The organism is Occallatibacter sp. FHG110214_02, assembly GCF_059115385.1.
In genome coordinates this window covers 162,793-189,705 of record NZ_JBZYWK010000001.1, presented here as the reverse complement: position 1 = coordinate 189,705, position 26,913 = coordinate 162,793, and the positions used below count along the sequence as shown (strand labels likewise).

The window sequence follows — 26,913 nt, the reverse complement described above, 5'->3', positions numbered from 1 at the left end:
GCCCGCGCTTGATATAGCTACGGCAGAAAGGCATTTAGACTAAAGAAGGTATGAGCACATTGAAAGCAGTGCGCGGAACGCGGGATTTACTTCCCCCTGAGACCGCGCTTTGGAACCGCATTGAAGCAACGGCCCGCGCCGTCTTTGCCCGCTATAACTTCGGCGAAATCCGCACGCCGGTCTTCGAGGACACGGCCCTCTTCGCCCGCGGCGTAGGCGAGGAGACGGACATCGTCTCGAAAGAGATGTACACGTGGGAGGATCGCGCCCGCGCCGCCAGCGAAAAGTCGCAATCCCTCACCCTGCGCCCCGAAAACACCGCAGGCGTAGTTCGCGCTTACATCGAACACAAGCTCGGAGAAACCGGCCAGCTTCAAAAGCTCTACTACATTGGCCCGCAGTTCCGCCGCGAGCGCCCGCAAAAAGGCCGCTACCGCCAGTTCTCGCAGATCGGCGCCGAAGTCATCGGCCCCGCATCCGCAGGCAGTGAAAGCCCGCTCCGCGACGCCGAAGTCCTCGAAATGCTGGCCACCTTGCTCGACGAGCTAGGCATCACCGGCTGGACGCTCAATATCAACTCCGTAGGCTCTTCCGCGGACCGCGCCCGCTATAACGAAGTGTTGAAAGCTGCCCTCGCTGACGTAGCGCCAAAGATGTGCGTAGATTGTCAGCGCCGCGCCGTAACCAACCCGCTGCGCGTCCTCGACTGCAAAGTCCCGGAAGACCAGCCATACATCGAAGCGCTTCCCAAAATCGCTGACTCGCTTGATGAAGGATCCAAACAGCACTTCGCCGCAGTCACCGCAGCGCTCGACGCCGCAGGCGTGTCCTACGTTCGCAATCACCGCCTCGTGCGCGGCCTCGACTACTACACCCGCACCACCTTCGAGTTCACGCATGGCGGGCTGGGTGCGCAGAATGCTCTCCTCGGCGGTGGCCGTTACGACGGCCTGAGCGAAGCCATCGGCGGACCCAAGGCTCCCGGCATCGGCTTCGCAATAGGCGAAGACCGGCTGGTGCTCACGCTTCAGGCTCAGGAAACAGCAGCGGTCGAAAAGATCGACGCCTACATCGCCCCGCTCGGCGAAACCGTAAACGCTGCCGCGCTGGCCTTGGCTCGTGAACTGCGCCGCGACGGTCTCAGCGTTGAGCTGGGTGACGGCAGCTTCCGCCTCAAAAAGAGCTTTGAAGCAGCCGATAAAGCAGCCCGTCTCATCATCATTATGGGCGAAGACGAACTCGCATCCGGTATCCTGACGGTCAAGGACTTCGCCACCGGCACACAGACGAAGGTTCCGCGTGCGGAACTCGTGGATTATCTGCGGAAGCCAAATCAATCTTGAAATCTTGTCCCCCAGACCATTCAGACATATAGTGGCCACATGATTTTCAGGATCATTCGCGGGTTTGGCATCCTTCTTTTTGGCATCTCTTTCTTTTTGCCGGCAGTGGGAGAAAAGGATGGCGGGTTGGGAACGAAGCCCCTGCTGGGATGGCAATGCGCGCTGGCCTCTCTTGAAGTGCCACTGAGAATGCTGTTGGATAAAATCGGAATCACCCATGGACAGGGCAGTTCCTTAACGTCATTTTCCCAATGGTTCCGATACTTGGAATTGTTTGGAGCTGGGCTTGTCGTCCCAATGGTTCTGGTGTATCTCTTCGTCTTCCTTAATCGAGCTGACAAGACCAGTTCCGTCGTCATCACGCGTAGAGTCTTAGCTGTTGCGATTCTGGCTGGCCTTACATGTGCATGGTGCTTTTTGGAGTTTCCCGGTTCGCCGCAGAGCAACGGCAAATCTACACCGATGATTGGACATTATCTCTGGACGTTCAGCATCCTGCTGATCCTTGCACCGGAAATCATCCCCTATTCCGCCAGTGACTCTGCCATCAATTGAGTGGGAGCTTTCAGCTCATCGATTCAGCGATCTCGCCGCTGTCGAATGGTGAGTCCTGCGCTGCTCTGCTGTTCCACTACAATGAATACAGTTATGTCTCTCGACTTTTTAGGCAATCTCGAACGGACGCATCGCTGCGGGGAACTGCGCGCTGCTGATGCTGGCAAACAAGTGGTCGTAATGGGCTGGGTAAACCGCCGCCGCGACCACGGCAACCTCATCTTTCTCGACCTGCGCGATCGCTCGGGCATCGTTCAGGTAGTGCTTGACCACGACCTCACGCCGGAAGGCCACAAAAAAGGCGAAGCTGTCCGACCTGAATACGTAGTTGCGGCCGTTGGCAAAGTGCGCCTGCGCGATAAAGACGCCATCAACCCCAAGATGGAAACCGGCGAGATTGAAATCGAGGCCACCGAGTTACGCGTGCTGAACGACACGCGCCTCGCCCCGTTTTCTCCGTCAGAAGAGGCGATTGCGAACGAGGAAACACGCCTCAAGTATCGCTACATTGACCTGCGCCGTGCAGAGATGCAGCGCAACTTCTGGCTGCGCCATGAGATTACGCTCGCCATCCGCGAGAGCCTGAGCAGGCAGGGCTTTCTTGAAATCGAAACACCTATTCTGAACAAGTCCACGCCGGAAGGTGCGCGCGATTTTCTCGTTCCCAGCCGCGTCAATCCGGGACAGTTTTATGCGCTGCCGCAGTCGCCACAGATCTTCAAGCAGATTTTGATGATCTCCGGCTTCGACCGCTACTTCCAGATCGCCCGCTGCTTCCGCGATGAGGACCTCCGCGCCGATCGCCAGCTTGAGTTCACACAGGTCGATCTCGAAATGAGCTTTCCGCGCCAGGAGCACGTCTTCGCCGTCGTCGAGCAGTTCCTCAAGGCAGCCTTCGCAGCGGCAGGCGTCGATCTGCCCACGCCGTTCCCGAAGATTACCTACGACGAGTCGATGAAGCAGTTTGGCTCCGACAAGCCTGACCAGCGCTTGCCCGGACTTATTGATGTACGCCCAGCATTCACGGATGAGCAGCTTGCCACGCTCAACATCGACCCGGCGCTGCCCGTCGTCGCCTTCCGCATCCCCAACGTTGGCGAGCTAAGCCGCAAGGAGCGCGAAGACAACCACCCGCTCTTCGACATTAAGAAGGGCGCAAAGTTCATCGACGACTTCAAACGTCTCGCAAAGGGCTTCCCGGAGTCAGCGGCAAAGGTGCGCGAGCTTGCAAGCGCGTCTGAAGCCGACTTCGTCATCATCGTCGCCGGCGACCCCGCACATCACATCAAGGCCAGCGACACGAAGTTTGAGGGCCGCCTCTCTGAGCGCGAAATCAACGTCTACGCTGCCGCTGGCAACTTCCGTTCAGAACTCGCAAAGAAGTACGCCGACCGCCACAAAGCCTTTGAAGTGACGGAACAAGTGGTTGCTACTGCGGACCCCAAGAGTGGCAAGCTCATTGACGGCTCCAAAGCTTTCCATCCCATCTGGATTGTCGATTTCCCGATGTTCGAGTACGAAGTGGCATCTGCCAAATGGGTTCCCGCACACCATCCGTTCACGGCACCGCACGAGCAGGACATGGACAACCTGGTGAAAGACCCCGCCAGCGTCCGCGCCAACTGCTACGACCTCGCAATGAACGGCCTCGAACTTGGCTCAGGCTCCATCCGTATCCACCGCAAGGATGTGCAGCAGGTCATCTTCCAGTCGCTCGGCATCGGCGAAGAAGAGGCCAAGGCCCGCTTCGGCTTCTTTACGGACGCTCTTGAATACGGCACGCCCCCGCACGGCGGCATTGCTCTAGGACTCGACCGTATCGTGATGCTTCTGGCTGGAGCGCCAAGCCTACGTGAGGTCATCGCCTTCCCGAAAACAGCGAAGGCGCTGGACCTGATGGCCGAAGCTCCTACCTCGGTAACAGATGCGCAGTTGAAGGAACTGCATATCCGCGTAGCACTGAAGAACTAGCTGTAATTCAGGTACGAAAAAGGGCGCGGCCAAAGCCGCGCCCTTTTGATTTGCGCAAAGGTTTACTCGCCCGTGATGGTATCTTCCTCATCTTCGCCTTCCACGCTGATACGGAGGCGGCGGAGCCAGTCGCGGTCATTCTTAGTGAAGGCGGAGCTGTCCTCGCCTTCAATGGTGTCTTCGTCGTCGCCTGCGGTGACTTCGTTGAGGCCAATCGTAGCCTCCAGCATCAGCAGCACGTCGAAGCCTTGTTTTCGGATGTCCTGCACCACGCCGGCGATCTGTTCGCTTTCAATCACCGATTCGTGGATTGCCTCCCCCAGTTGTTGAATCAGTTCACGCAGACGAGAAGTCAAAGGGTACCTCCGGGGGGCGGCGGCCGGAATTTAAAGATGCCCGGCTAGCGGCGTAGGATTTCTCTACCTTAATTCGACCGGGCCGGGAGAGCAACTGGAAGCAACATATAGTTCTGGAAAACTGGGCAGCAAAATCTTGCATTGCGTGCTGCTTCAACCGCGCTGAAAGCATGGCTTGCTCCTCATCAGGCAAGGGGCGCCGTGCGTGCAATGGCTGATACGATTGAAGTTGAGATGAAGCCGCAGACGGTAGGACGGGTTTTAGGCACGGGACTTCGCGTAGCGGGGCGCATGGCAGGGGAAAAACTTGCCAGCCCGGCACAGCCCACTGCTGTTCCCACACCGCGGCCGGCCGCTACTTCTACGTCTGCCCCGCAACCTGTCCAAAATGTGCAGCGAGCCGGGGGAAGCGTAGCACGCGGAATGGGCGGATTCTTGCGGCCATTTGGGCGCGTTGGCGGAATTGTCTTTCTGGAAGTTGCCGGCGTCTTTTTTCTGCTCTTTGTGCTGGTTTTTGGGCAGATGGCCTGGCGGCTGCGAGCAAGCTATGTCATCGGACCAGACCACGCAAAGTTCGTAGCTGCCGTTGTGCTGATGGCGGCGTTTGTTTATCTCAGCGCAAGTTCTTTCTGGCGGGCGCGGCGGAAGTAACCTGCGGCGCACGGACTCGCGCATACGAGCGTGGCTCACGGGCAAAGAGAACCAGGAAGCCGACTGCGAGAATAGTCATAAAGATGAAGAAACTTGACTCGTGGCCATGCAGGCTAGTGGCCAGCGTGGCGAGGCATGTGGGGGAGGGCATGTCTCTATCCTTGACTAAACAGCTTTATGCGGCGCAACGGCCTGCATACTGGTTTAGAGCGCAGGATTTCGAGAGAAGTTGCCTCAGGCCCAGCGGAATCGACGCTCCAAGCTATACAAGCGGCTTGGACGGTTTGCGAAAGAGACGCCAGATGCCAAGACCGATGGCGATAGCGCCGAGACCGTAAAAAGGCCACGCTGCCTGGTGGGTGTGGATGATCCAGCCGCGGTAGATAACGAAAATACCGGCGGCGATGAGAAGAATGCCGCGAAAAAGGTTCATTGCGTTCAGGCTCCCGGTTTATGTCTCTTCCATCCTACTCGCTGATATTTGGAGCGTGCGGAGATTGACCCTGCTAGGCTTGGCTCCCTATCGTGGAGAAGAAAGGATTTTCTGACCAATGACTACACCTGCCGCTGCCGCTCCAGCACTGAAAAAGACTGCCCTGAATGCCAAGCATCGCGAACTGAAAGCCCGCATGGTGGATTTTGGCGGATGGGATATGCCGGTGGAGTATCCGGCTAATGGCGGCGGACTCATCGCCGAGCACTTAGCCGTGCGGACGGGCGTAGGTCTGTTTGACGTGAGCCACATGGGCGAAATTCAGTTTCGCGGACCAGGTTCACTCGCAGCTATCCAGCACATCACGATGAATGACGCCTCCAAGCTGAAGGACGGACAGGCGCACTATTCCGCGCTGCTTACGCCTGAGGGCGCTTTCATTGACGATATTCTCGTGCATCGGCTTGGGGAAAACGATTATCTGCTCGTGGTGAACGCGGGAACCACGGAAAAGGACTACGCGTGGATTCGCAAGCAGGTGGGGACGTTTCCGGGAATCCACATCAGCGATTACTCGCCGCATTACTCGCAGATTGCGGTGCAAGGGCCGCGTGCTCTTGAGACGCTGCAGAAGCTGACCAAGACCGACCTGGCTCCGATTAAGAACTACTGGTTTACGTGGGGAACGGTTGCGGGGATTCCGAATGTGCTGATTGCGCGCACGGGATACTCGGGAGAAGACGGATTTGAGATTTATATTCCGAGCGATGTGGCGACGACCGAGAAGGCGTGGGATGCGCTGATGGAAGCAGGCGCGGAATTCGGGATTCGGCCATGCGGGCTTGGTGCGCGGAATACGCTACGGCTTGAGGCGGGAATGAGCCTCTATGGGCATGAGATCAGCGAAGAGATCAATGTGCTGGAAGCCGGCCTCGACCGCTGGCTGAAACTCGATAAGGAATCGTTTATCGGCAAAGAGGCGCTGGAAGCAGTGAAGGCGGCCGGACCAAAGCGGAAGATTGTTGCCCTGGAGATGGTGGATCGGGGAATTGGGCGTGACGGGTATCCGGTGCTGGATTTGGATGGTAAGGAGATTGGCGTAGTCACGTCTGGTTCTCCCGCACCGTTCCTCAAGAGCAACATCGCGCTCGCGCTGGTGCCTGCAGAGGTTGCTGCCAGCGGAAGCGATGTGCTGGTGCAAGTTCGTGCCAACCTGGTTCGTGCGAAACAGGTGCCGATTCCGTTTTATAAGAGACCCCGGAAGTAACAACAATGCCATGCAGATAACGCCGGGCAGAATGCTCTACATTGTCGATCTGGTAGGTACGCTGCTTTTTGCCATAGAAGGCGCATCGGCGGCAATTACAGGCAAGCTGGATTTGCTGGGATTGATGGTGCTGGCGTTTGCCACGGCGCTTGGCGGAGGCATCATTCGTGATGTTCTGCTGGGCGCCACGCCGCCAAATGCACTGCGCGATTGGCGGTATCCGGCGATTGCGTTTGCAGGCGCCACAGTCGTTTTCTTCTTTCATCAGTTTGTGCAGGAGATTCCGGGACAGCTCATCATGGTGCTGGATGCAGCCGGGCTGGCGCTGTTTGCCGTTTCTGGAACGGAAAAGGCGTTGCTGCACGAGATGCCGCCATTAGTAGCGGTTCTGCTGGGTGGCATCACGGGCGTTGGCGGAGGCACAATTCGCGATGTGCTGCTGGCGCGGGTGCCGAATGTGTTGCATGCGGATGTGTATGCGACGGCTGCTTTAGCCGGTGCGGCCGTAATGGTTCTATGCCGCAGGCTTGGCTTGACGCATGCACAAGCGGCATTTACGGGTGGCGTTGTCTGCTTTGCGTTGCGGGTTGTCAGCGTTTGGCAACACTGGAATCTACCTGCAGCCGCTTAAGAGATTCGCCTGATTAGCTGCCGTGAGCGTTGCACTTGAGCACACCCAGGTAGCCTGCAAATGGGCCAACAGCATCGCGATATTGGTAGGCAAAGATGCGCGAAATCTGATGCAGGTGTGTCAGATCATGGACAGCCCATGCGCCAAGCAGCTCTGCGAGCGTGAGCGGACCGAGGGCGGGATGCAGGCCGAGCTTGGATAGCTCCGTCGGACCAGGGTGCATGGCAGCTAGCTCATCAAGGCTGGCTGCGCGGAGAACTGCGAACTCATCGAGCAGATCAGATAGCGGTGTGTCGGAGTTCTGCTTGAGGTGTGCAGTGCGGTCTAGCGGGTCGAAGGCCCTAGTTTCGCCGTATTCGAGAATGCGCTTCGCACGGGCCAACCAATCCACGCGCTCACAATGAATCAGATGACCTATAACCTGCGCGGCGGTCCATGTATCGCCGCCTTCGTTGTTTTGCGTCCATGCTGCGGGTAAGTCGCGGAGAAGAGCGTTCAGCGTAGCAGGCGTGCGGGAGAGCAACGCTAGAGTCTGGTCGAGATTCGATTCCATCCAATGCCTCTTGCGACTAACGGGAGCACCACGAAAGCTGCGCGGCGGCCTGTACAGGCCGCTACGGCTCCATGCAATGGTCAGACCTGCATGATTTCTACTTCTTTTTTCTTGGCCATCTCTTCGATGCGCTTGATTTCCTCGTCGGTGAGCTTCTGGATTTCTTCAAGGGCGCGCTTTTCCTCGTCTTCGCTGATCTTCTTGTCCTTGGCGAGCTTCTTGAGGGTGTCGTTGCCGTCGCGGCGGACGTTGCGGATGGCGGTGCGCTGCTCTTCGAGAATCTTGTTGAGGTGCTTCACCACGTCGCGGCGGCGCTCCTCGGTCATGGGAGGAATGGGCAGGCGGATGACCTTGCCGTCGGACTGCGGATTCAAGCCGAGGTCCGAGGTCTGGATCGCCTTTTCAATCTCCTTGAGAACGGTGGGGTCCCAGGGTTGAATGACGATGAGTTGCGGCTCGGGCGTGGAGACCTGGCCGAGCTGGCTCACCGGCGTCGGCGTGCCGTAGTAATCGACCTTCACCTGGTCGAGCATGTGCGCGCTGGCGCGGCCAGTGCGGATGGAGCCGAGATTGGACTGGAAGCCGCTGACGGCTCCTTCCATGCGGCGCTTCACGTCCGCGGAGAGGTCTTTAAGCGCCGGGATGCCGGCCATTGCTGAGACTGCCATGGTTCTTTCCTCGCAAGTTGCTTGATGCCAAGAGGTATTTTACAACTGTCGCGGCAATGAGATGAGCTACGTAAGCACCGGGAAGCCGGTTGAGGATGCCTGTTCCTGCGCGTGGTAGCTGCTGCGCACGAGGGGGCCACTTTCTACGTGGCGAAAGCCCATCTTCAATGCTTCGGTCTTCATCTCGGCGAACTCGCGCGGGGTGTAGAGGCGCGTCATGGGCAGGTGGTTGCGCGAGGGGCGCAGGTACTGGCCGATGGTGAGGATGTCGCAGTTTACTCGGGCGAGGTCGCGGAAGACTTCTAACAGCTCATGCGTCTCTTCGCCGAGACCTACCATTACTCCGGATTTGGTCAGGCCTTCCGGATTGAGTTCCTTGGCGTAGCGGAGCAGTTCCAGCGTGCGCTCGTAGCGGGCTCCGCTGCGAACGGCGCGGTAGAGGCGCGGGACCGACTCGGTGTTGTGGTTCAGGATTTCCGGCTTTGCATCGACGACAATCTGGATGGCTTCACGGTTGCCCTGGAAGTCGGGGATGAGGACTTCTACGCCGCAACCGGGCGCTTGCTTGCGGATTTCCTCAATGACCATGGCGAAGGCGCGAGCGCCGCCGATGAGGTTGTCGTCGCGGTTGACGCTGGTGATGACGGCAAACTTGAGTTCGAGCGCGGCGACTGCCTCGGCTACGCGGCGGGGCTCGTCGAAGTCGATAGGCTCGGGGCGGCCTTTGGGCACGGCGCAGAAACCGCAGCGACGCGTGCAGAGGTTGCCGAGCATCATGAAGGTGGCGGTCTTTGAGTTCCAGCACTCGCCGATGTTGGGGCACTGTGCGGATTCGCAGACGGTGTGCAGGTTGAGGGAGCGGGCAAGGCGCTTGAGGTCGTGGTAGCTCTCACCAAGCGGCGCACGAACCTTGAGCCACTCGGGCTTGGGCGCGGGAACTGGCCGCGTAAGTTGAATCTGGACTAAATCCTGCACTTCTTTATTGTAGTGGACGGCGATTCGCGGGTTGTTGGCGCGGTTACAGATTCACAGTCCCAGTATCAGGAGGGGGAGGGGGGTACCCTCTCTCCCGGTTTCGGCGCGTTTGGCTGGTGTTTACTACTTAATTAAGTACAAGTGTTACCAAAGATTTTTAAGGCAAAAAAGATTTTTTTCCTTTTTTTCTGCTGGGTCTAATTGCTTTGTTTTGAGTGGTGGCAATTTTTTCGGCGCTGCTGCCGGCTGTTTGGCGAAAAGATTTCCACTGTTTATGTATTGACAGAAATTGGACGTAGAGAAGGGCAGCTTTTCAGGGCTGCCCTTCTCTTTTTTCGATTAAGTAGATTGTGGCATACATGGGGTTAATTGAGCGCAAGAGTTATCCACAGATTTGGAATTTATTTGCATTGCACATTGCATGCAGCCACTGCGCGCTTTGCGCGCCACGACGCTTTTGTAGCTCTCCCGGTGGTCGGGATTCAAGATTGTGTTGGAGGTAGCGAAAGGCAACTGCAGGCCCATCGACTCCCGTTGGTCGCCCATGATGACAACGCAATGTTCAGGATGACGCTTCTGTATTTCTACATATTGGTGAGTTCTTAATGGGGTTTCGGGCAGGAAAATTGGGTAGCTGGTAGAATAGAAACTGCCGCATTGTGCGGCAAAATCGTGATTTTTCGCTCCTCTGTGGCTGCCTTCCTCCTCTTGTGCGGCCATCCTCGGAGCCTGATCCGCAGAAAAGGACTTCTCTCATACAGTGAGCCAGACGATACGCAATATCGCCATCATCGCGCACGTGGACCATGGCAAGACCACCCTCGTGGACGCCCTTTTAAAGCAGGCCGGCACTTTCCGCGCCAACGAGCAGGTCGCGGACCGCGTGATGGATTCCAATGAACTGGAACGCGAGCGCGGCATTACCATTCTGGCCAAGAACACCGCCATCCACTATGAGGGCGGCAAGATCAACATTGTGGATACGCCGGGCCACGCCGACTTTGGCGGCGAAGTGGAACGCGCACTGAAGATGGTAGACGGCGTGATGCTGCTGGTGGACGCTGCCGAAGGTCCGCTGCCGCAGACGCGCTATGTGCTGGGCAAGGCTCTTGAGGCGAAGCTGCCTACGATTGTCTGCATCAACAAGATTGACCGCCCGGATGCGCGTCCGCAGGAAGTGCTGAACGAGGTTTATGACCTGTTTATCGACCTCGACGCGGATGAGTCGCAGCTTGAGTTTCCGGTGCTGTATGCGGTGGCGAAGCAGGGCACGGCTACGCTCGATATTGAAAAGCCGAGCGAGGATTTGAAGCCTCTGTTTGACACGATTGTGAAGACGATTCCGCCGGCGACGGGCGACGCGAATGGCGCGCTGCAGGTGCTGGTTACGAATCTGGACTACTCGGAATACTTTGGGCGCATTGCTATCTGCCGCGTGTTTCAGGGCACGCTGCATGCGGGCGATGAAGTGAATATTTCCAAGCGTGACGGGGCGTTGCAGAAGACCAAGATTACGAAGCTGTTTACGTTTGCGGGGTTGAAGAGGACTGAGACTACCGAAACGGAGATTGGCGACATTGTTGCCGTTGCGGGCGTTGAGGGCATTACGATTGGCGAAACGATTACGGGTGTTGATAATCCCGCGCCGCTGCCGCTGATTGTGATTGACGAGCCTACGATTGCGATTCAGTTCAGCGTGAACAATTCGCCGTTTGCGGGACGCGAAGGACAGTTTGTGACGAGCCGCAATCTGCGCGAGCGGTTGCAGACGGAGCTGCTGACGAATGTTTCGATTCGCGTGGAAGAGACGGATTCGCCGGATACCTTCAAGGTGCTGGGGCGTGGTGAGTTGCAGCTTGCGATTCTGATTGAAATGATGCGTCGCGAGGGCTATGAGCTGCAGGTGGGACGTCCGGAGATTGTGACCAAGGTTGTGGATGGCACGCGCATGGAGCCGGTGGAACACCTCACCATTGACGTGCCGGAAGAGTTTACCGGCGTTGTCATCGAGAAGCTTGGACCGCGCAAGGGCGAGATGACCAAGATGCACAATCATGGGTCGGGACGCGTGCGGTTGGAGTTCCGCGTGCCTAGCCGTGGTCTCATCGGTCTGCGCAGCGAAATGCTTACGGAAACGCGCGGCACTATCGTGATGAACGCGCTGTTTGATGGGTACATTCCTTACCAGGGTGAGATTCCGCAGCGGCCAACGGGTGCGTTGATTTCGGATCGTGCAGGGTTGACGACGACTTATTCGCTGAATGGTCTGCAGGAGCGCGGCGTTCTGTTTGTTGGCGCGGGCGTGGACGTTTATGAGGGCATGATTGTTGGCGAGAATTCGCGTGACAATGATCTCGACGTGAATGTGGTTCGCGAAAAGAAGCTTACGAACATGCGTGCTTCCAGCTCTGATGAAGCGATTCGGCTGGTTCCGCCGAGGGCGCTGAATCTGGAACAGACGATTGAGTTCATTGCGGATGATGAGCTGGTGGAAGTTACGCCGAAGTCGCTCAGGCTGCGGAAGAAGATTCTGCAGGCGAATCAGCGGCCTAAGCGGCGGCAGGAGTAGGAAGGCAGCTATTAGCTGCTAGCTTTTAGCTCAAAGGCCCGCCGATGGCGGGCCTTTGCTTTTGCAGTCTCGCAGCAATTCATCATCTGTTAAGCTGCTTGCACGATGCTCGTTGCGGACCTGTTGCTGGAATTCCTTATTCGCATACTCATCAACCTATTTCTACGAGTCCGCAGCTATTCATGGCCTGGGATTTCAGGAACGATTGATAGCGCTGCTATCGAGCGCGGGCTCACAGGTCTCACAATAGCGGAAGTACATTACTTCTACTCGATCGACGATAAAGAATTCGATGGGTATTTCAAAACGCCTTTCTGGTCTAAAAGCGATGCAAATGATTATGTGCGCCAATTCCCTGCGGAAAGCCCGGCTGCTGTCCGAGTGAAACCGGGTCGTCCATCCAAATCATTTCTTGTCAACGGCTGACTTGTTCTTCTTCATTGCAAGCTGCTTGATGTACGCCTTCGTCTCAGCAAAAATATCGCCTTCGTAGATGCCGCTTTCCTCTCCCGCATTCAAAGCAGCATTTAAGGCTTCCAGCTTGGCTATGCTTTATCCGTCATTGAGAGCCGTTCTTTGGCTTCGAGAACTCGTTCTAAGGCTTCTTCGGCGGTGGCGCCTACGGAGGATAGGTGGCCCATTTTGCGGCCAGGTTTGGCTACGAGCTTCTCGTATAGGTGCAGCCTTACACCAGGTATGCCAAGCGCAGCTTCGAAGTTGGGCTCGCCGTTGGCCCACTCGTCGCCTAAGAGGTTGACGATGGCGCAGGGGCTGATGAGCGACGTGTCGCCTAGTGGGAGGTTGAGGGCGGCGCGGACGGCTTGCTCGAACTGGCTGGTGACGCAGCCGCGCTCGGACTGGTGGTAGCTGTTGTGCGGGCGGGGGGCTAGCTCGTTGATAAAGAGGTCGCCTTGCTTCGTGATGAACATTTCTACGCAGAGGAGGCCTTCGATGCCGAGGGCGGCTACGATTTCGCGGGCGAGGCGTTCGGCGCGCTCTTCCAGCTCGGGGCTGATGCCGGCGGGGAGGACGCTGTGGGCGAGGATCTGGTTTTCATGATGGTTGCGGGCGGCGGGGAAGCTTTTGACTTCGCCGGAGGGGTTGCGAGCGGCCATGACGCTGATTTCGAAGTCGAGGTCGAGGGCTTGCTCGGCTACGGAGGGGTTGCCGCCGAGGGAGTTCCATGCAGAGGCGATGCTGGTTTCCGTGGCTGGGGCGTCGAGGCCGATTCTTGCCTGGCCGCGGCCGTCGTAGCCGCCTCGGCCGATTTTTAGGAAGACCCGGTTGGCTAGTTCGGGAACGGCGGCTTGCAGGTCAGCTTCTGTTTTGACTACGCGGAAGGGGCCTACGGGGAAACCGTGGTCGGCTAGCCAGACCTTTTGCAGAGTTTTGTCCTGGATGATGCGGATGGGCTCGACGCCGGGGCGGAGCGGGGCAATGGCTGCGACGCGGGCAAGAGCGTCTACGCCGATTTGCTCGATTTCGAGGGTGATGGCGTCGGAGCTTTGGGCGAGGCGTTCGGCGGCGGCGGCGTCATCCCATTTGCCTACGATGGTTTCATCGACGACGAAGCTGGCGGGGCAGTTGGGCTCGGGGTCCATGACGCGGACTTTGTAGCCCATGGTGCGGGCGGCCATGGCCATCATGCGGCCTAGCTGGCCTCCGCCAAGGATGCCGAGTGTGCCGCCGGGTGCGATGGGATTCGAGGGGTTGTTGCTCAAGCGGGAAGCTCCTGCTTGAGCACTTCTTCCGTGCGGGCGGCGCGGTACTTTTCCAGCCTTTGGAAGAGCGCTTCGTCTGTTGTTGCCAGGATTTCCGCAGCGAGCAGGGCGGCGTTGGCTGCGCCGGGCTTGCCGATGGCGAGTGTGCCGACGGGGACACCTTTGGGCATTTGCACGATGGAGAGCAGCGAGTCCTGGCCGTTGAGGACGGTTGCCGGGACGGGGACGCCGAGGACCGGGACCAATGTTTTGGCGGCGAGCATGCCGGGAAGATGCGCGGCTCCGCCGGCTCCGGCGATGATGACGCGGAGGCCGCGGGTGCGGGCGGCTTCGGCGTACTGGAACATAAGGTCGGGCGTCCGGTGGGCGCTGACAACTTTGGCTTCGTGCGGGATTTCCAGCTCACGCAGGATTTCTACGGCGGCGGAGAGGATGTCGTAGTCGCTCTTGCTGCCCATCACTATGCCTACTAAGGGCTGATTGCTCATGGATTGATTGTAGGACAGGGTACGGGGTGCAGGGTGCGGGGTACAGGGAATGGTTTAGTGGCGGTGCCAGGCTTCTACTGCCACTTCCAAGACGGCGAAGAGGACGCTTAGGGCGGCAACGAAACCTTTGGCGCGCTGCCAGTTTTGTTCGTGTCGGTCCATGCGGCGTTCCAACTCGGCGATGCGGCCGCCATTGCCGTCGCCCATGAGGCTAGTGACCTGGGATTTCAGGACGGAGAGGTCGCTTAGGACCTGGGCTTCGAATTCGTTCATCATGCGCATTGGTTGAGCTCCGGTAAGGGGTCGGATAAAGGGAACAAAGGATCCAGGGAACGAGAAGAGCAAAACCTCAGGGGCTGAAGTCACGTTCTTTTTGGACTTGTGTTGCCGGGGATGAATCCCGGCCTACTTTCTGGCCTGCTAGCTCAACGGCAGGTTGATGAATATTGCGGTTGAGAATTCGGAATAATTTGGCGGGGTGTTGCCGTCGTACATGCGGATGTAAAAACGGTCGTTGGCGGTGAGGCGCGGGAAGGTCAGGTTTTGCTGCGAGCCGCGCAGGATGAGGTCGGGGTCTTCGCCGGGCATGAAGGCGAAGTCGCGCTTGCGGATTTCAAAGCCTCCGCCGCTGGGGGGTGCGGTGCCGGTGTTGACCGTTACGGTGCTGCCATTGAGGGTGGTGACGGTCAGCTTGTTGAGGTTGTCCAGAGGCGTGAGAGCGATGGGTGCGGGGAGCCATGTTGAGGCCGGGACTGCAGTGCTGGTTTGGATGGCGAGGTCGTCGGCCCAGTCGTTGGCGAAGGCGATTTCGCAGGCTACGTTGTCGGGAGTGCTGGCGGTGTAGGTGAGCTTGACGGTGCGGACGATGACTTGCGCATTGAGGCTGGCGGATGGTGCGGTGAGTTGGAGTGCATCACCGGGGAATACGTCTATGGGGAAGTCGAGTTGTGTTCCTTTATAGGTGCCGGCCCAGAGGGCGGTGGTGCCTGACGCGGCTTGCACGATGGCGGAGGCTGCGGCGCGGCAGTCGGCGGAGCTGCGTGTGGGCGGGTTGATGACGGAACCTTGCCATGCAGAGGTGGGCGGCAGGCCTGCGGCGGCAAGCGCCTGCTGGCTGGCGGCGTTGATGGCGCGGCCTACAGCACGGCCTTGCGTGCGATAGCTGACGGCGATTTGTTCGCCAACTGCGGGGATGTAACCGGTGTAAAAAGCCAGCTTGCCGGTGCTTTCTACGTGGCACTCGGCGGACTGCTCAGCGGAACCGATGCGGCGGGTGAAGGAGGAGCCGCTGCTGGGTGTGCTGACGACCCAGCCGGAGCCTAGCTGCGTAACGTTGAAGGAGCGCAGGGTACCGTGGAGGTTGATGCTGCTGGCGGCAACGATGCTGGCTGTGGCGGGGATGTTGGCAAGGGAGCCGTCGTAGAGGATGACGGGCATGGAGGCTACGCCGTTGATGGTTTCTACGAGTTCGAGGAGCAGATTGGCGGGGGAGAGGTTGCCGCTGCCTCCGGTGGAGATGGGGCCGTTGTCGCCGTAGGAATAGTAGATGGCGTTAGTGCGCTCGTTCTCTGGGCTGTGGAGGCGCAGGCGCAGTGTGTATTGGTTGGCGGGGCTGATGGTGTAGGTGGTTCCGGTGGCTGCTCCGAAGACGATGGGCTGCACTGTGACTGCGCCTGTGCCGTCGGCGGCGGTGGCCTGGAAGCCGGCGATGCAGCCGGATGCGGAGGGAATGCTGCCGAAGAGGCCGGCGACGATGCCGGTGCTGGCGTTGGCGAGTGTGAGGCCGTCGGCTTCTATGAGTAATGTGCCGCCGAGTTCTACGGGATCGATCCAACTGATTTGCGATTGGCCGTCGATGCCGTTGCCGCCTTGCAGGTTGAGGCCTGCAGCTCCGGTGCTGAAGTAGGCGATGGCGGAGCCGATGGACCATTGCGCGGTGTTGATTTGCGGCTGGTTAAAAAGCTCGGTGATGATTTTGTCTTTCGATGACGGCGGCGTGAATGGGTCGGCAGAGAGATTGAAGGATGTGGTAGTACCGTCGCCGAGGAAGTACTCGGTGACGTAGGCCCAGGGCTCGTTTTCTCCGCAGACGGTTACGTCGTTGGCTAATGCGCGCTTGGTGGTGCTGGATAGCGTGAGGTTCGACAGTGTGAGAGTGCCGTCGGTTTCGTTTAACGCGTGAATGGTGGCGGGGAGTTGCGTGAGGGTGAGTGCTCCGGAGGCGGCGCGATAGGAGGCTCGGGTTTGCGCGGCGATTTGCGCGGCGCGCTGGCTGAAGTTTGCGCTGGGAGCGGGGGCGAAGTGGCTTACGGACGTGGCTAGCGTGAGGGCTGAGGTTGCAAGCGCTGTGCTGCCGGTGTGTGCGACGAGTGCGGTGAGGAGCTGGCCGGCTGTGGCTCCGCTGGAGCCTTTGCTGGGCGGGAGCGTGAGTTGGTCGAGCAGCGTTTCATCGCTGATGGCTTGGATGGCGTAGCGATACTGCGGGCCTTCGAGAGCGAGGCCTGCGTATTGCGGCATGGGTGTGGTGGCGATGTAGCCGGTGAAGTAGATGGCGCCGTTGTCGCCGGTGATGGTGAGGGATTGATTGCGTACGGGCACGGCGAGATTACTTAAGGCTATGCTTAACCATAACTGGCAGACGGAGGGCTCATTCAGGGTGCGCTGGATGGTGAGCGGGTGCGCGGAGTCTAACGCCTGGGTGTAGTCGTTGCCTTGAATGAGGATTTTCATTGTCTGTGTCCTGTTTGGAATTGCAATTTGCTAGTTTGCATTTGTGCTGTCCCATCCTTGCGACAGAAAGAAGTCGCAAGGGTGGGACACGGAGCTTTTGTAGTATTACGGCTTGTTAGATGAGTGCGTTGGGGGCTGGCAGGAAGCTGCGGTAGCAGAGGACGCGTTCACTGTCGAGTGGATCTGTGACGGGGAGTGCCGTGAATTGTGCGTGGAGTGCTATGCGTTCGAGCTTGCTTTTGTTTGCCAGCGGGAGTGATGATTCTTCTGCGCCGGACATGGGCTGAAGGCGTGGGTAGTGGAAGAAGATGCGTTCGCCTTGTGAGCCTTCCATGAGGAAGAGTGCGGACCATTCCTGAAAGAAGCTGCCGCCTTCGCGGTCTACGAAGCCAGTGATGGCCTGAAGCTTTGTGCCTGCTGCGGGTGCGCCTCCGGGTAAGGCACTGGCAAGTGCAATGCCGCTTGATGATGTGGATGCGATGGTAGCTACGTTGAAGGTGATGCGGCGGATGTAGTCCACGTCTGTGAGTGCGGTGCGCACGTATGCGCCGGAGATGGGCGAGCCTACGAAGCCTGTCTGGCCGGTGTAGTCCGCATCGACTGCGACGAGCTGGCCTGCGGTGAATTTGGCTGCGTCCGCTGAGGCGAGTGCGATGGTGGTGGGAGTGGAGCCAGCTTGTATTGTGACGGCTGATGTGGATGCCAATACGTTCATGTGCTGCGAGCCGGTTGCGAGCGCCATGGTGAGCTTGGTCCAGCTTAGGAATTCAAAGCTGACTTGGGCGTCGAGGGTTTCGCGCGTTTGCTTGAGCGGTGCGGAGGGTATGCCTGTGTTGATGGATGCGATTTTGCTTGAGGATTTACGCGTGAAGCTTTGAATCCAGCCGAGGTCAATCCATGGGGATGGCGGATTGTCGGGGGAGAAGGCGCTTTGTTGTGATGGGTTGAAGAGCACAGGCGTTTGCGCTGTGCGGTTGACGGGCGCGAAGTAGGCGCGGACGCGGCGCGTGATGGGAGCGGCTGCGGAGAAGAAGTTGGATGACATTATTCCCCCTGTACCTGATTGCTGTAGACCAGCACTTTGAGAGTGCGCGTGAGGCGGTCGCGCTGCGTGACGATGGGGCCTATTACTGGCTCGTCCCAGAAGATTTGCGTTTGCAGCTGCGTGGGCGGCGTGAGCATGTAGTTGAACTTCTGCGTGCTGAAGGGACGCAGCATGGAGGTGATTTCTTCATCCATTGCTGACAACATGCGGCCGCGGTCGAGTCCGCCGAAGCCCTGGCTGCCGCAGGTCTGGTAGATGATTTCGCATTCCTGCGCGGTCATGGTTTGTGGCAGGTCTACGTCGATGCCCAGCGATTGCCAGCGGAGGATGTAGACATCATCTGGTAATTGGTTGAAGGGCGCTTCGGCTTCTTCTACGAGAATGCCGGGACGCGCGGCACCGCGCAGCAGGATGGTGCGATCCGGATTGAGTGCGGAGAGGCGCGTGCGCAGTGCCATGTAGAAAGAGTCTTTTGTGTTTTGCATGAGAACTCCAGTTGTCAGTGATCAGTTATCAGTGGTCTGTGGCGGCTGCACATTGCAAACTGCGGTTTTGAAACTTACCGCTGTTCCCTGACAACTGGCCACTGTTACAACGCTTGCTGGCGCTGTTCGCGCAGCAGAAGGCGATAGAGGTAAACCTGGCCAAAAGCTTCGTTGGAGGCGATGGACTCGATGAGATAGCTTTGGCCTGCGACGATTACTGACAGCGTCATGGAGAAGAGCGATTGTGCCGAGGTCAGGTCGAGCGCGCTTAGCTGCTGCTGGATGCTTGTTGCGGAGACCAGTAGTTCCCACTTGGGCTGATTGCCTTCCTGCCATGTGGGGCGCAGCTTGCGCATGGCCACGGGGCTTATGACGATGTTTGCGAAGGCGGTGCTGACCAGGCCAAGCTCGGATTGATTGCTGTCTGTGCTTGCGTTGGTGACGACGAGTTGTGCGCTGGTTCCACCTATGCTGCGCAGAAGCGCGTCGGCGAGCATCTGCGGAGCGGCGGTTGGGTTGCGCGGGGATGTGTCGCTCATGATTTACCCCAGCCTGTTCGCGATGTAAGGGCGAAGCCATGCCTGCACGGTTTCGTCCACGAGCGAACTGGAAAAATATTGCAACTGCAAGGTGTCAATTTTGCTGGCCCTGGTGTTGAGCGCTGGCTGCGCCTGTGCGTTGCGCACGATTTGCGCGCAGGCGGATTTGATGTCGTCACCGATGACGGCGAGGCCCGCGGTGTATGTAACGGACACTTCGTTGTAGGGCAGGCCTAGGATGTTCCATGGCAATGTGAGCTCGCCGGCGCTGGAATCTACGTCTACGGTTGTTGCGTCGATTGCTACCCACTGGCCCGGGAGTGAGAATGCGGTTGCGAGCTCTAGCATGGGTGTGTCGGAGACTTCTCCGCGACGCGGTTTGGCGTAGCGGCCTTGGATGCTGACGAGCGGTGATGTTGCAGGCGCGAGCGGTGCTAGAGGCAGATAGGTGAGGAGCACGGTTTGTGAGCCTGATGTGACGCGCAGGCGCTCGGTGTACTCGATGACGTTCAGGTCCGGCCGCCTGCAGTGGGTGTTGATGAGTGCCGTGGCGACTGTAATCCAGTCTGCCGAGGTGCCGTCGGGCAATCCATAATTTTGATAATCAGATGGCTGCAGATAGGCCATGGGAAACCTCTTTCAGTGGTCAGTTATCAGTGATCAGTGGTCAGATAAAAAACGGACAGTAGTCAGTGCTTACTGATCACTGACTACTGTCCACTGATCCCTGCTTTTTAGCGGTCTACAAGCACCTGATAGTGCGCATAGTTGGCGCCCTTAACGACGGGTGCGCCGAACTTTACGGCTACGTACTGGTGTGTGAGCGAGTTGGGCAGGCCGAGCTGGAAGACGCGCGGAGAGGGGTCGCCGAGCCAGTGGTACTCGATGAGGTCTTCCGTGACGATGTATGCCGGAAGCACCGCGGAGCCCGAGCCGGGAGTGCCGGTGTAGGCCAGGCTCCAGTCGGGGATAAGCGGCAGCTCGCCGGCCTGCGTGGTGATGGATTTGACGCGGAAGCCGCCGGTGATTTCCGTGGTGTTGAGCACCACGTTGTAGGCAGACTTCAGCTCCTGATCGATGAGGTCAAGCAGCACCGGGTTAGCGTAGATGGCCGTGGGGCGCACTGCGTAACCGTTGTTGGCAACCATCTGCGCAACGGCTGTCTTGATGGTATCTACGATTTTCTCTGACGCGGTGACGGTGACGGTGTTGCCACCAGCGGCGATTTGCGCGGCCACGCCCATGTACTGCGAGGTGGTGGGCGTGCTCAGGCTGGTGTCGTTGCCATTCCAGAGAGCTACGTCATGCGTGATCATGACGCCGGAGATGGTATCGACGAGATCCTTGGCCTGCAGGTAGGCAAACTGCTGCTGCTGCTTGCCGAGCTCGATGTCAAAGAGGTTGTAGTTGAGCTGCGAGACGATGGCCTTGAGCGGCACGCTGCGCTCCTGGCGCGCCGGCGTAACCGTGGCGGGCACGATGTTGCGCGGATCGACGAAGCCAGCCGCGCCGGGCTTGGGAAGCGCCGTCTGCTCAAAGTAACGCGACGGGTGCCCCGTGGCCGGAACCTGCTTGATGCGCTGTCCGAAGGGGCTGGAGCGGCGGCAGATGTCGAGAATTTCCGTCTGGTAGAGAGGAACTTCAATAGCGCCAGGCCCGATGAAGTCGGCTGCGGCATGGATGTCAGTAAAGTTTGCGTTCATGGTTTTTCTATCCCTCCGTGGGATGCGGTGCGGGTTTAGCTATTGGTTCGTTATTGGGACACTCAGAAGCCATGAGGAAACAGGATTTTGCTTGTGAGACTTCTGAGCATTGCTTGTGGCTGAATTGCTTTCGCTAACAGCTAGTAGCTAAAAGCTGTTGTTATGCGATGGCTCCGGCGCGCAATAGCTGGCTTTTGACCGCGATGCGCTGTTCGAGGCTGAGGCTTGCCAATGCGGCATCGAGCGTACGTGCATCCACAGGGCCTTCACCTACGCCGTGCTTGGCCAGCATGTCGATTGCTGCGCTGGGGATGGTTTTGCGCAGCGGGTTGAGTATGGACTGCGATGCTGGTTGCGCAACAGCTTGTGCTGCTGCCGCTTTGAGCTCCGCAAGCTCCTGCTCAACGGCTGCAAGCCTGGTGGTCAGCTCTTCTTCTCGGCGGCTCTGTTCTACCGTTGCGGAGATTCGTTCGACCTCGCCGGAGAGTGTGCTTTGCCGCTCTTCGATCAAGCCAAACGTGCGCTCCAGCAGGGTCGCCGCGGCTTCAAGCCGCTCTGCGATGTTCAGCGATTCCCTTTCCATGTTGTTTCCTTTCTGATGAGTTTGAAAAAAGTCCCAGGGGAGGGCTTCTTGCAAACAAAAAGCCCCGCTTATGCGAGGCCTTTTGTTATTCCGGTAAACCGGATTCTGTGATGCAAAGGAGAGCTATGCGACTTTGCGGCTGCGTGCCGGAGTCGCCTCCTTTGTCATGCGGAAGCTGGTTGCGCGATACGCAGCCTTTTCCCGCAGAAGAATTGCGGCGCCTGTGAAGGTGACGCGTGTGAGCTTCCATATCTCGGCGCGCATGTCTTCGACGCGTGCATCGGCAAGCTCATAACTCATGCCGAGAGCATGCGGGGCATGCGCCTGGATGGCTTCCGCCGCTTCGGGGAAGTCGCGCGCATAGAGATAACCGCGCACGATAATCTTGTTGCCGGCAAGCGTGGCCTCGGTAATCAGGCCGATCTTGCGGCGCGCATCGTGGCCGTCCCAGCCGGGACGGTAATCCACGGCCATGCCGAGGAGCGATGGTAACGCCTTCTCCGCTGCTGTGCGCGTGAGCATGACGCGATGACCGCGCGCGCCGGAAGGAGCCTTGTCGCTTGGTGAGTTAACAATTGTGAGTACACCTTCAAATGGCAGCCGATTGGGATGCCCTTCTACGGGAGGAATTTTGACCGCCATTGCTTCTAGTCGCATGCGTTCTCCGCACCCTGCCGTTGTTTTTCGGAAGGGATTTATTGATCTTGCATTGCTGTGTTGTGTTGCTGTTGTTGTGGAACATTGTTTATCCGCTGGTTCAGGCGGCGGAAGGAGAGGAATCCGCCGCCTCCAAGCGCGCATTGGCCTGCGGACGCGGCCCGAGCCCCCGCATGGCGCGAACTTCTTCGACGGTGAGGACCCCTGCCTTGAGGAGTTCCACCTGCACCTGTAACTCTGTCTGTTCGTCGCGCGCGCTTAGATCGTTGAAGACAAATTCAAATTCACGCCAACCGATGCACTTGCCGAAGAGGTCGCGTGTGATGTGTTGCGCCAAGAGCGTTGCCAGTGGCGCGATGGCTCCGCGATAGGCTTCATCGGCCATCTCCGATGCTGTGGATTGATTCACGTCTGCTTCGAGGCCAAGCATCAGAGGCGAGAGGCCAAAGGCGTTGGCGACCATGCGGATGAGGAACTCCTGCCAGGCGAGGCGAAGGTCCGCATCGGTGCCCTGCGCGAAGCGGAGGACTTCTGGCTTCTGCGCTGTGGAGAGCAGTGGCACGCGGCCTGTACCTTCGATTTCATCCTGCCACCAGCGGATTAGCCTGTCATGTTGCGCTGGGCTTGCTTCGTTCAGCCACAGCGCGTATTGCGCCACGGAGTTGGCTGCGAGTTTGCCCGCGAAACGATGCGCCGAGAGGAACTGGTTCACGGTTTCAAAGGCGACTTCCAATGGGCCTAGCCCGAAAGGTGTGAAGCTGCGCGGGTTCATGCGGATGTAGATGAGCTGGTCGTCGCGGAGATCGACGGCGCTTGCATCAAGCTGGCCAAGACCTGCCTGTGCGTAACGCGGCGTCTCCGGGTTGCCGTCCCAGCGGGCGTTGATACGAATCGATGCGCCATCGACGGCCCATAGCATTGCAGGGCGCTCTGGCTCGCCGGTTGGTTCCATCTCGATTGCGCCGTAGCCGCCGGTTAGTGCATCTTCGATCACCTGCTCGATGAGTGTGCGGAAGCTGTCAGTTGCGTTTGGCTCTTCGAGCGTGCGGCGAAGGGCGCGCATCTTGCGTTCGGTGTAGGCAATCTTGTCCAGTTGCACGCCGCGGCGGACACGCACCTGCCAGTCCATTGCGGCGATGCGGTCCTTGATGACGTTGATGGCGCGGCGCACAACGGGAGTTTCTGCGAAGCGGCGCAGGTTTGCCGGCGTGGGCTTGGGCAGGTGCTGGCCTGGAAATTGCACCGGGCTCAGAATGGACGGCAGGGCCAGCGTTTTGCGTGCGGCATCGGCATTCGCGGCGCTTGCGGTTAACGCCGGACTTGATTCAGGACGGCGCGCCTTTATCCAAAGCTGCCGCAGTTGTTCCCCCATCTTAATCTGCATACTCTTCTTCTCCCTGCTCCGTAAAAAGGCTGAAACGCAAAAAGGCACAGCCGGTTGGCTGTGCCTTTTTTGAAAACTCGGAATGGGAACTAGCGGTACTGCTTATTACTGCTACACGTTCCCGCTTTTTCTCATTTACAAAAACAATCGTATCAGAAAACTACATAATTGCACGCAAAAGTTTTCCACAGTTTTGGAATTTATTTTCAGTTTTCTGTGGATATCTTTTTAGCCGACGTGAAGCTCCCGCCTTGCTGTCTCTGCTACGCGATTCAGATCGCTCGTCGTCAAGACGCGAATCTGATGTTCTTCCATTGTCTCGACGCCAAAACGGTATAGCTCCAGCCGTTCGGGTTCATCTTCTGTTGCGCCAATCTTGGCTGCCGGCTCAATAATCGCCGTCAACTCAAGGCCTGCTTTCTCGATACGCTCCACTCCGGCACGTAATGCGGATGCGGAAAATGCCAGAACCTTCGCCATCTCCACACCGGGCTCAAGGCTCACTGCGTGGAACATGCGGATGATGCCGTTGGGCCGGTAGCCGACATCAATGCGCAGAGGATCGCCGGGGCGCGTGTACTCCGCGGCGCGAATCTGCTTGCGCATCAGATCCCATACACCTGCGCGCTCGAACTCGCCACGCATCTGCGCCACGATTGCGCTGCGACCACGCAACTTGGAGACGCGTTCACGCGGCGGTGGCTCGACATACAGGCGCATTAGCTCTTCAATTCCTGCGGGCAGGCTCTCGGCGAGATAGGCTTTCGGCTCGGTCATCTGCACGTTGAGCGAAAGCGATTCTTCGAGAATCTTTTTTACCTTGCCCTCGGGATCGTCTTTCAATACGCGCTTCAGCTCGCTCTCCATTCCTTCGAGCAATGCGGTATCTGCTTCCGGATCAAGGCAGCGAACCCTGCGCCAGTCACGGGTGAAACGTACTTCTATCGAATCGGAGTTTCCCGGCTCGCGCAAAATTACGCCGATATGCACATACTCATTCCGCACCGCGTCCGGCACATAGCGAAGCAGTTGAAACTGGCAGTTGCGGCGATGAGAGAGGACGGCCATTAGTTTACCCTGCCCAAAATGCTAGCGCCCCAGGGGCCTTGTGGCCAGTCTCCGGTGGGTGGTTCTTGCGGTACAGAGCCCCAATTCGGAAACGGTCTTCTATCGGAACTTCCGAAGGCTTCAATCAACTGCCGCACGCGGCCACGACGCGCGAGCAGCTTTTCTACCAGCGTCTCCATTTCGCTTAAATCGCCGCCGTACCACTCCGGCGGAACTTCGTTGGCCGCTGCCCACACTACGTCTTCCGAGAGACTTTCAATTCGTGAAAGCCACGGCTCGAAGGCATTCCATCCACGCACATCCTTATAGACGAGGTTGCGGTAGTAAACGCCGCGCAGAGGAATATCTTCAAACTTCCAGTCGCCGGCGTGAAAGCAATAACCGAAATCAATAAAGACCGCCTTGTAGCGGCGTTCGCGCTGCTTGCGCACGAAGACCGCCTGGCGGCCATTGGCGTTGCCTGTCCATTTGTCGAGCGCAAGGACTCCGGCAAACTCCGCAAAGTTTTTCACTTCTGCCAACTGCTCTTCCGGAAGATAATCGACTACCTGGCCCGGCATCATGCCGCCGGCAAAACGCGAACCGAAATGCAACCCCGCCTTGCAGCGCTCGCGCGTACGTCCGTAGTCCATCTCCAGCTCCGGCGTGTTTTGTATCAGCCAGTCGGATACCTCGATCAACTCCGCTTCCGGCGTCGTTAACCCAATCGCCGCTGCGAGGCGCGTGGCTACTAACTCATTGGCGAGCACCCGCGTGTGCTGCGGATTGTTCTGGAACTTTACGACGTAGATATTCCCGTCAGCGCCGAGCATCAACTGCCCCTGCGCCCCGCCGCGCATGCGCCGGATATGCTGCACTGCCAGTACTGCCAAGAGTGCTCCTGTTCGTGAGAGGTTGAAGACAGTTTACAAAAGATAGCTCTTCGCTGTTAGCTTTTCGCTCTTAGCTCGGCGTGCGGTTGCCGGACGGAGCGGCAAAATTGGGGCTAAAAGCTGGAAGTTAAAAACTGCGCTCGCGCTGCCAGCGCAATCGCCATTGCCATTACCCGGTCATCGTGCGTGCCGGACTGCGCGCCGCTGCTTCCATCGGGAAGACGGACGAAGCTGCGGCACTCGGCTAACAGCTCGCGGCTCATGAAACAGCGCGGCTGCTCGACCAACGCCGCGTTCAAACGGCCCAGCATTGCGGGGCGGGTTACGGAGTTTGTCAGCCAGCCCGGTTGGTTGTCGTGCTTGTAGAGGTTGCGATATCCGCATACGGTTTCCACCAGCGCGAGGATGCCGCTGCCGTGGTTGTTGCGCTCTATTACCAATACGGCGTTGTTATATTCGCGCGACAGTTCGACGATGTACTGTGCCAGTTCCACGCCACCCATGTGCGCGGCGAACTCCGCACACTGCAGGCCGCTTTCCATCTCGATAACCTGCGCTGCGGAATAATCGCCCTCAGTGCCGCCACCTGCTGGATCAACTGCAACGAGATAACGCTTGCCGTGTACAGGCGGAAGCCAAATCTGCATTGTGCCGTTGCGCCGCGTCGTCATAGGCTCCGGCAGATTGACGAGACGCGCATCAATTGCTGTGCGCTCAAAGATAGACTCCCCGCTAGCGAGGAAGCAGCTTTCCGCGTCTTCTGCGTATTCCTGTTTTGCGAGGCCGTGAAAGTTAGCACGCAGATGGCGTCGATAACCAATCTGCTCGAGGTCGAGGCCGTACTGCGCGATCAGATGGCTTTCTTCCTCTGTCAGCGTACGTGCATCGACTGCTTTTGTTCGATAGCGCGTCTCCATCCACCATGGGAAGAAGTGACGCACGGTTCCTGTCTCATCGGCTTTCTTCCATTCGTCATAAAAACAACCGCCGACGCCCTCAGGCGTGGATTCGAGGATGACTTCCGCAGTGGGTGCGAGCGCGGCGCGCAAGCCTGCAAGAATCTCCGCCGGATTTCCGGGCCAGCGGGCGAGCTCAGAGCAGTGCAGGTTCTGAATCGTCCATCCGCGCCCAGCGTTACGGTCACCCGCCGAGACTACCCGATACTGCGAGTCCAACTCCGGAAAGTCGATCTGCCTTGCGTTCTGACGTCCCGTGCGCAGTGGGCCTTCGCGCAGGTCCTCCGGCAGCCAGTCCAGAAAGCGGTGTACCATGCGGAAGATTTCCTCGGCCGCATCCTGCGTGTGCGCGACCTGCACGGTCATCGTTCCGGGCTGCGTTATGGTCTTGAGAAAAAACCTGCCTGCGGTCCATGTCGTAAGCCCCATCTGGCGCGCTTTCAGGACTATGTTTTTCACGCCGCGCCGCTGCTCGAACTCCTGCTGCACAGTGTTGGCGAAAAGCGGAGCAGTCTTGCCATCGCGCGTCCGCACACGCAGCCACTGCCCGGCAAGCCACATGGCAACAGTTCTTCCCAGCAGGCTTGCGGGACGGGAATCAAGCGTCTTGCCCAAATACTCAATCCCGTCCCTGTCATGAATTGCGATCTGCCATGGCAGATTTGCTGTATCGAATTCCAGCTCGATGCTGCTTTGTGTCATGTCGTTTT

The 26,913-nt window shown here is 58.4% G+C and carries 29 protein-coding genes; 8 read left to right on the top strand and 21 right to left on the bottom strand.

The features are described 5' to 3' along the window. The first annotated feature begins 50 nt into the window (after window positions 1-50). The 3 genes from hisS to aspS all read left to right on the top strand — a co-directional run bounded on the left by hisS (window position 51) and on the right by aspS (window position 3,869). Window positions 51-1,343 carry a histidine--tRNA ligase gene (gene hisS, locus AC5S3R_RS00765; protein WP_494264695.1) on the top strand — a complete coding sequence of 431 codons (1,293 nt, stop codon included), beginning with the start codon at window positions 51-53 and terminating at the stop codon, window positions 1,341-1,343. A 39-nt stretch (window positions 1,344-1,382) separates the two neighbouring features. Then, window positions 1,383-1,898: a hypothetical protein gene (locus AC5S3R_RS00760; RefSeq protein ID WP_494264694.1), complete on the top strand. Its 516-nt coding sequence runs from the start codon at window positions 1,383-1,385 to the stop codon at window positions 1,896-1,898. Between the two features lie 93 nt (window positions 1,899-1,991). After that, a complete protein-coding gene (gene aspS / locus AC5S3R_RS00755) occupies window positions 1,992-3,869 on the top strand; it encodes an aspartate--tRNA ligase (protein ID WP_494264693.1) in 1,878 nt (625 codons plus the stop codon). A 62-nt stretch (window positions 3,870-3,931) separates the two neighbouring features. Here the strand turns inward: aspS and AC5S3R_RS00750 are convergent, their stop codons facing one another. After that, window positions 3,932-4,225 carry a hypothetical protein gene (locus AC5S3R_RS00750; protein ID WP_494264692.1) on the bottom strand — a complete coding sequence of 98 codons (294 nt, stop codon included), beginning with the start codon at window positions 4,223-4,225 and terminating at the stop codon, window positions 3,932-3,934. Window positions 4,226-4,435: 210 nt separating this feature from the next. Between AC5S3R_RS00750 and AC5S3R_RS00745 the strand changes: the two genes are divergently transcribed. After that, window positions 4,436-4,876 (top strand): hypothetical protein, encoded by a 441-nt coding sequence (locus tag AC5S3R_RS00745; protein WP_494264691.1) that lies wholly within the window; start codon window positions 4,436-4,438, stop codon window positions 4,874-4,876. Between the two features lie 262 nt (window positions 4,877-5,138). Here AC5S3R_RS00745 and AC5S3R_RS00740 read toward each other — a convergent pair whose 3' ends face one another. Continuing rightward, complete coding sequence (locus AC5S3R_RS00740; RefSeq protein ID WP_494264690.1) at window positions 5,139-5,309, bottom strand: hypothetical protein; 171 nt, start codon at window positions 5,307-5,309, stop codon at window positions 5,139-5,141. A 118-nt stretch (window positions 5,310-5,427) separates the two neighbouring features. Between AC5S3R_RS00740 and gcvT the strand changes: the two genes are divergently transcribed. Continuing rightward, complete coding sequence (gene gcvT / locus AC5S3R_RS00735) at window positions 5,428-6,576, top strand: glycine cleavage system aminomethyltransferase GcvT (protein WP_494264689.1); 1,149 nt, start codon at window positions 5,428-5,430, stop codon at window positions 6,574-6,576. 10 nt (window positions 6,577-6,586) lie between these two features. Beyond that, window positions 6,587-7,207 (top strand): trimeric intracellular cation channel family protein, encoded by a 621-nt coding sequence (locus AC5S3R_RS00730; protein ID WP_494264688.1) that lies wholly within the window; start codon window positions 6,587-6,589, stop codon window positions 7,205-7,207. A gap of 13 nt (window positions 7,208-7,220) precedes the next feature. On the opposite strand, the gene AC5S3R_RS00725 is transcribed toward AC5S3R_RS00730, so the two are convergent. The 4 genes from AC5S3R_RS00725 to AC5S3R_RS00710 all read right to left on the bottom strand — a co-directional run bounded on the left by AC5S3R_RS00725 (window position 7,221) and on the right by AC5S3R_RS00710 (window position 10,123). After that, complete coding sequence (locus AC5S3R_RS00725; protein ID WP_494264687.1) at window positions 7,221-7,760, bottom strand: DinB family protein; 540 nt, start codon at window positions 7,758-7,760, stop codon at window positions 7,221-7,223. Between the two features lie 80 nt (window positions 7,761-7,840). Further along, a complete protein-coding gene (gene frr / locus AC5S3R_RS00720; protein WP_494264686.1) occupies window positions 7,841-8,428 on the bottom strand; it encodes a ribosome recycling factor in 588 nt (195 codons plus the stop codon). Between the two features lie 66 nt (window positions 8,429-8,494). Continuing rightward, window positions 8,495-9,403 (bottom strand): lipoyl synthase, encoded by a 909-nt coding sequence (lipA, locus tag AC5S3R_RS00715; RefSeq protein ID WP_494264685.1) that lies wholly within the window; start codon window positions 9,401-9,403, stop codon window positions 8,495-8,497. A gap of 339 nt (window positions 9,404-9,742) precedes the next feature. Further along, window positions 9,743-10,123, bottom strand: coding sequence for a hypothetical protein (locus AC5S3R_RS00710; RefSeq protein ID WP_494264684.1), 381 nt, complete (start codon window positions 10,121-10,123; stop codon window positions 9,743-9,745). A 40-nt stretch (window positions 10,124-10,163) separates the two neighbouring features. Here AC5S3R_RS00710 and typA point away from each other — a divergent pair, with 40 nt between their 5' ends. Both typA and AC5S3R_RS00700 read left to right on the top strand, forming a co-directional pair. Continuing rightward, window positions 10,164-11,972, top strand: coding sequence for a translational GTPase TypA (gene typA / locus AC5S3R_RS00705; protein WP_494264683.1), 1,809 nt, complete (start codon window positions 10,164-10,166; stop codon window positions 11,970-11,972). Between the two features lie 105 nt (window positions 11,973-12,077). Beyond that, complete coding sequence (locus AC5S3R_RS00700) at window positions 12,078-12,398, top strand: DUF3592 domain-containing protein (RefSeq protein WP_494264682.1); 321 nt, start codon at window positions 12,078-12,080, stop codon at window positions 12,396-12,398. A gap of 119 nt (window positions 12,399-12,517) precedes the next feature. Here the strand turns inward: AC5S3R_RS00700 and purK are convergent, their stop codons facing one another. The 15 genes from purK to AC5S3R_RS00625 form a co-directional block, all read right to left on the bottom strand. Then, window positions 12,518-13,693, bottom strand: a complete 1,176-nt coding sequence (purK, locus tag AC5S3R_RS00695) for a 5-(carboxyamino)imidazole ribonucleotide synthase (protein ID WP_494264681.1) — start codon at window positions 13,691-13,693, stop codon at window positions 12,518-12,520. After that, on the bottom strand, window positions 13,690-14,181 hold the full coding sequence (gene purE, locus AC5S3R_RS00690; RefSeq protein ID WP_494264680.1) for a 5-(carboxyamino)imidazole ribonucleotide mutase: 492 nt from the start codon (window positions 14,179-14,181) through the stop codon (window positions 13,690-13,692). The genes purK and purE overlap by 4 nt, the downstream gene beginning before the upstream one ends. A 54-nt stretch (window positions 14,182-14,235) precedes the next feature. Beyond that, window positions 14,236-14,457, bottom strand: a complete 222-nt coding sequence (locus AC5S3R_RS00685) for a hypothetical protein (protein ID WP_494264679.1) — start codon at window positions 14,455-14,457, stop codon at window positions 14,236-14,238. A gap of 144 nt (window positions 14,458-14,601) precedes the next feature. Continuing rightward, entirely contained in the window at window positions 14,602-16,911 is a 2,310-nt protein-coding gene (locus AC5S3R_RS00680) for a hypothetical protein (protein ID WP_494264678.1), read from the bottom strand. A gap of 115 nt (window positions 16,912-17,026) precedes the next feature. Continuing rightward, complete coding sequence (locus AC5S3R_RS00675) at window positions 17,027-17,956, bottom strand: hypothetical protein (protein WP_494264677.1); 930 nt, start codon at window positions 17,954-17,956, stop codon at window positions 17,027-17,029. Beyond that, window positions 17,956-18,441, bottom strand: a complete 486-nt coding sequence (locus AC5S3R_RS00670) for a hypothetical protein (protein WP_494264676.1) — start codon at window positions 18,439-18,441, stop codon at window positions 17,956-17,958. Before AC5S3R_RS00670 ends, AC5S3R_RS00675 begins: the two co-directional genes overlap by 1 nt. A gap of 104 nt (window positions 18,442-18,545) precedes the next feature. Continuing rightward, window positions 18,546-18,980, bottom strand: coding sequence for a hypothetical protein (locus tag AC5S3R_RS00665; RefSeq protein WP_494264675.1), 435 nt, complete (start codon window positions 18,978-18,980; stop codon window positions 18,546-18,548). A 3-nt stretch (window positions 18,981-18,983) separates the two neighbouring features. Further along, on the bottom strand, window positions 18,984-19,607 hold the full coding sequence (locus AC5S3R_RS00660) for a hypothetical protein (RefSeq protein WP_494264674.1): 624 nt from the start codon (window positions 19,605-19,607) through the stop codon (window positions 18,984-18,986). 107 nt (window positions 19,608-19,714) lie between these two features. Next, complete coding sequence (locus tag AC5S3R_RS00655) at window positions 19,715-20,683, bottom strand: hypothetical protein (RefSeq protein ID WP_494264673.1); 969 nt, start codon at window positions 20,681-20,683, stop codon at window positions 19,715-19,717. 160 nt (window positions 20,684-20,843) lie between these two features. Next, complete coding sequence (locus tag AC5S3R_RS00650) at window positions 20,844-21,266, bottom strand: hypothetical protein (RefSeq protein WP_494264672.1); 423 nt, start codon at window positions 21,264-21,266, stop codon at window positions 20,844-20,846. A gap of 123 nt (window positions 21,267-21,389) precedes the next feature. Beyond that, window positions 21,390-21,923, bottom strand: a complete 534-nt coding sequence (locus tag AC5S3R_RS00645; protein ID WP_494264671.1) for a hypothetical protein — start codon at window positions 21,921-21,923, stop codon at window positions 21,390-21,392. Window positions 21,924-22,023: 100 nt separating this feature from the next. Continuing rightward, window positions 22,024-23,307: a phage portal protein gene (locus AC5S3R_RS00640; RefSeq protein WP_494264670.1), complete on the bottom strand. Its 1,284-nt coding sequence runs from the start codon at window positions 23,305-23,307 to the stop codon at window positions 22,024-22,026. Window positions 23,308-23,535: 228 nt separating this feature from the next. Continuing rightward, entirely contained in the window at window positions 23,536-24,375 is an 840-nt protein-coding gene (locus AC5S3R_RS00635; protein WP_494264669.1) for a DUF3037 domain-containing protein, read from the bottom strand. After that, entirely contained in the window at window positions 24,375-25,247 is an 873-nt protein-coding gene (locus AC5S3R_RS00630) for a HipA family kinase (RefSeq protein WP_494264668.1), read from the bottom strand. The genes AC5S3R_RS00635 and AC5S3R_RS00630 overlap by 1 nt, the downstream gene beginning before the upstream one ends. Window positions 25,248-25,360: 113 nt before the next feature. Further along, window positions 25,361-26,905: a terminase large subunit gene (locus AC5S3R_RS00625; protein ID WP_494264667.1), complete on the bottom strand. Its 1,545-nt coding sequence runs from the start codon at window positions 26,903-26,905 to the stop codon at window positions 25,361-25,363. Window positions 26,906-26,913 lie beyond the last annotated feature (8 nt).

What these genes read in the sequence shown, in the direction of transcription:
- hisS (WP_494264695.1), top strand. Translation starts at nt 51, where the DNA reads ATGAGCACATTGAAAGCAGTGCGCGGAACGCGGGATTTACTTCCCCCT.
- AC5S3R_RS00760 (WP_494264694.1), top strand. Translation starts at nt 1,383, where the DNA reads ATGATTTTCAGGATCATTCGCGGGTTTGGCATCCTTCTTTTTGGCATC.
- aspS (WP_494264693.1), top strand. Translation starts at nt 1,992, where the DNA reads ATGTCTCTCGACTTTTTAGGCAATCTCGAACGGACGCATCGCTGCGGG.
- AC5S3R_RS00745 (WP_494264691.1), top strand. Translation starts at nt 4,436, where the DNA reads ATGGCTGATACGATTGAAGTTGAGATGAAGCCGCAGACGGTAGGACGG.
- AC5S3R_RS00740 (WP_494264690.1), bottom strand. Translation starts at nt 5,309, where the DNA reads ATGAACCTTTTTCGCGGCATTCTTCTCATCGCCGCCGGTATTTTCGTT.
- gcvT (WP_494264689.1), top strand. Translation starts at nt 5,428, where the DNA reads ATGACTACACCTGCCGCTGCCGCTCCAGCACTGAAAAAGACTGCCCTG.
- AC5S3R_RS00730 (WP_494264688.1), top strand. Translation starts at nt 6,587, where the DNA reads ATGCAGATAACGCCGGGCAGAATGCTCTACATTGTCGATCTGGTAGGT.
- AC5S3R_RS00725 (WP_494264687.1), bottom strand. Translation starts at nt 7,760, where the DNA reads ATGGAATCGAATCTCGACCAGACTCTAGCGTTGCTCTCCCGCACGCCT.
- frr (WP_494264686.1), bottom strand. Translation starts at nt 8,428, where the DNA reads ATGGCAGTCTCAGCAATGGCCGGCATCCCGGCGCTTAAAGACCTCTCC.
- AC5S3R_RS00710 (WP_494264684.1), bottom strand. Translation starts at nt 10,123, where the DNA reads ATGGCCGCACAAGAGGAGGAAGGCAGCCACAGAGGAGCGAAAAATCAC.
- AC5S3R_RS00700 (WP_494264682.1), top strand. Translation starts at nt 12,078, where the DNA reads ATGCTCGTTGCGGACCTGTTGCTGGAATTCCTTATTCGCATACTCATC.
- purE (WP_494264680.1), bottom strand. Translation starts at nt 14,181, where the DNA reads ATGAGCAATCAGCCCTTAGTAGGCATAGTGATGGGCAGCAAGAGCGAC.
- AC5S3R_RS00685 (WP_494264679.1), bottom strand. Translation starts at nt 14,457, where the DNA reads ATGATGAACGAATTCGAAGCCCAGGTCCTAAGCGACCTCTCCGTCCTG.
- AC5S3R_RS00680 (WP_494264678.1), bottom strand. Translation starts at nt 16,911, where the DNA reads ATGAAAATCCTCATTCAAGGCAACGACTACACCCAGGCGTTAGACTCC.
- AC5S3R_RS00675 (WP_494264677.1), bottom strand. Translation starts at nt 17,956, where the DNA reads ATGTCATCCAACTTCTTCTCCGCAGCCGCTCCCATCACGCGCCGCGTC.
- AC5S3R_RS00670 (WP_494264676.1), bottom strand. Translation starts at nt 18,441, where the DNA reads ATGCAAAACACAAAAGACTCTTTCTACATGGCACTGCGCACGCGCCTC.
- AC5S3R_RS00665 (WP_494264675.1), bottom strand. Translation starts at nt 18,980, where the DNA reads ATGAGCGACACATCCCCGCGCAACCCAACCGCCGCTCCGCAGATGCTC.
- AC5S3R_RS00660 (WP_494264674.1), bottom strand. Translation starts at nt 19,607, where the DNA reads ATGGCCTATCTGCAGCCATCTGATTATCAAAATTATGGATTGCCCGAC.
- AC5S3R_RS00655 (WP_494264673.1), bottom strand. Translation starts at nt 20,683, where the DNA reads ATGAACGCAAACTTTACTGACATCCATGCCGCAGCCGACTTCATCGGG.
- AC5S3R_RS00650 (WP_494264672.1), bottom strand. Translation starts at nt 21,266, where the DNA reads ATGGAAAGGGAATCGCTGAACATCGCAGAGCGGCTTGAAGCCGCGGCG.
- AC5S3R_RS00645 (WP_494264671.1), bottom strand. Translation starts at nt 21,923, where the DNA reads ATGCGACTAGAAGCAATGGCGGTCAAAATTCCTCCCGTAGAAGGGCAT.
- AC5S3R_RS00640 (WP_494264670.1), bottom strand. Translation starts at nt 23,307, where the DNA reads ATGCAGATTAAGATGGGGGAACAACTGCGGCAGCTTTGGATAAAGGCG.
- AC5S3R_RS00635 (WP_494264669.1), bottom strand. Translation starts at nt 24,375, where the DNA reads ATGGCCGTCCTCTCTCATCGCCGCAACTGCCAGTTTCAACTGCTTCGC.
- AC5S3R_RS00625 (WP_494264667.1), bottom strand. Translation starts at nt 26,905, where the DNA reads ATGACACAAAGCAGCATCGAGCTGGAATTCGATACAGCAAATCTGCCA.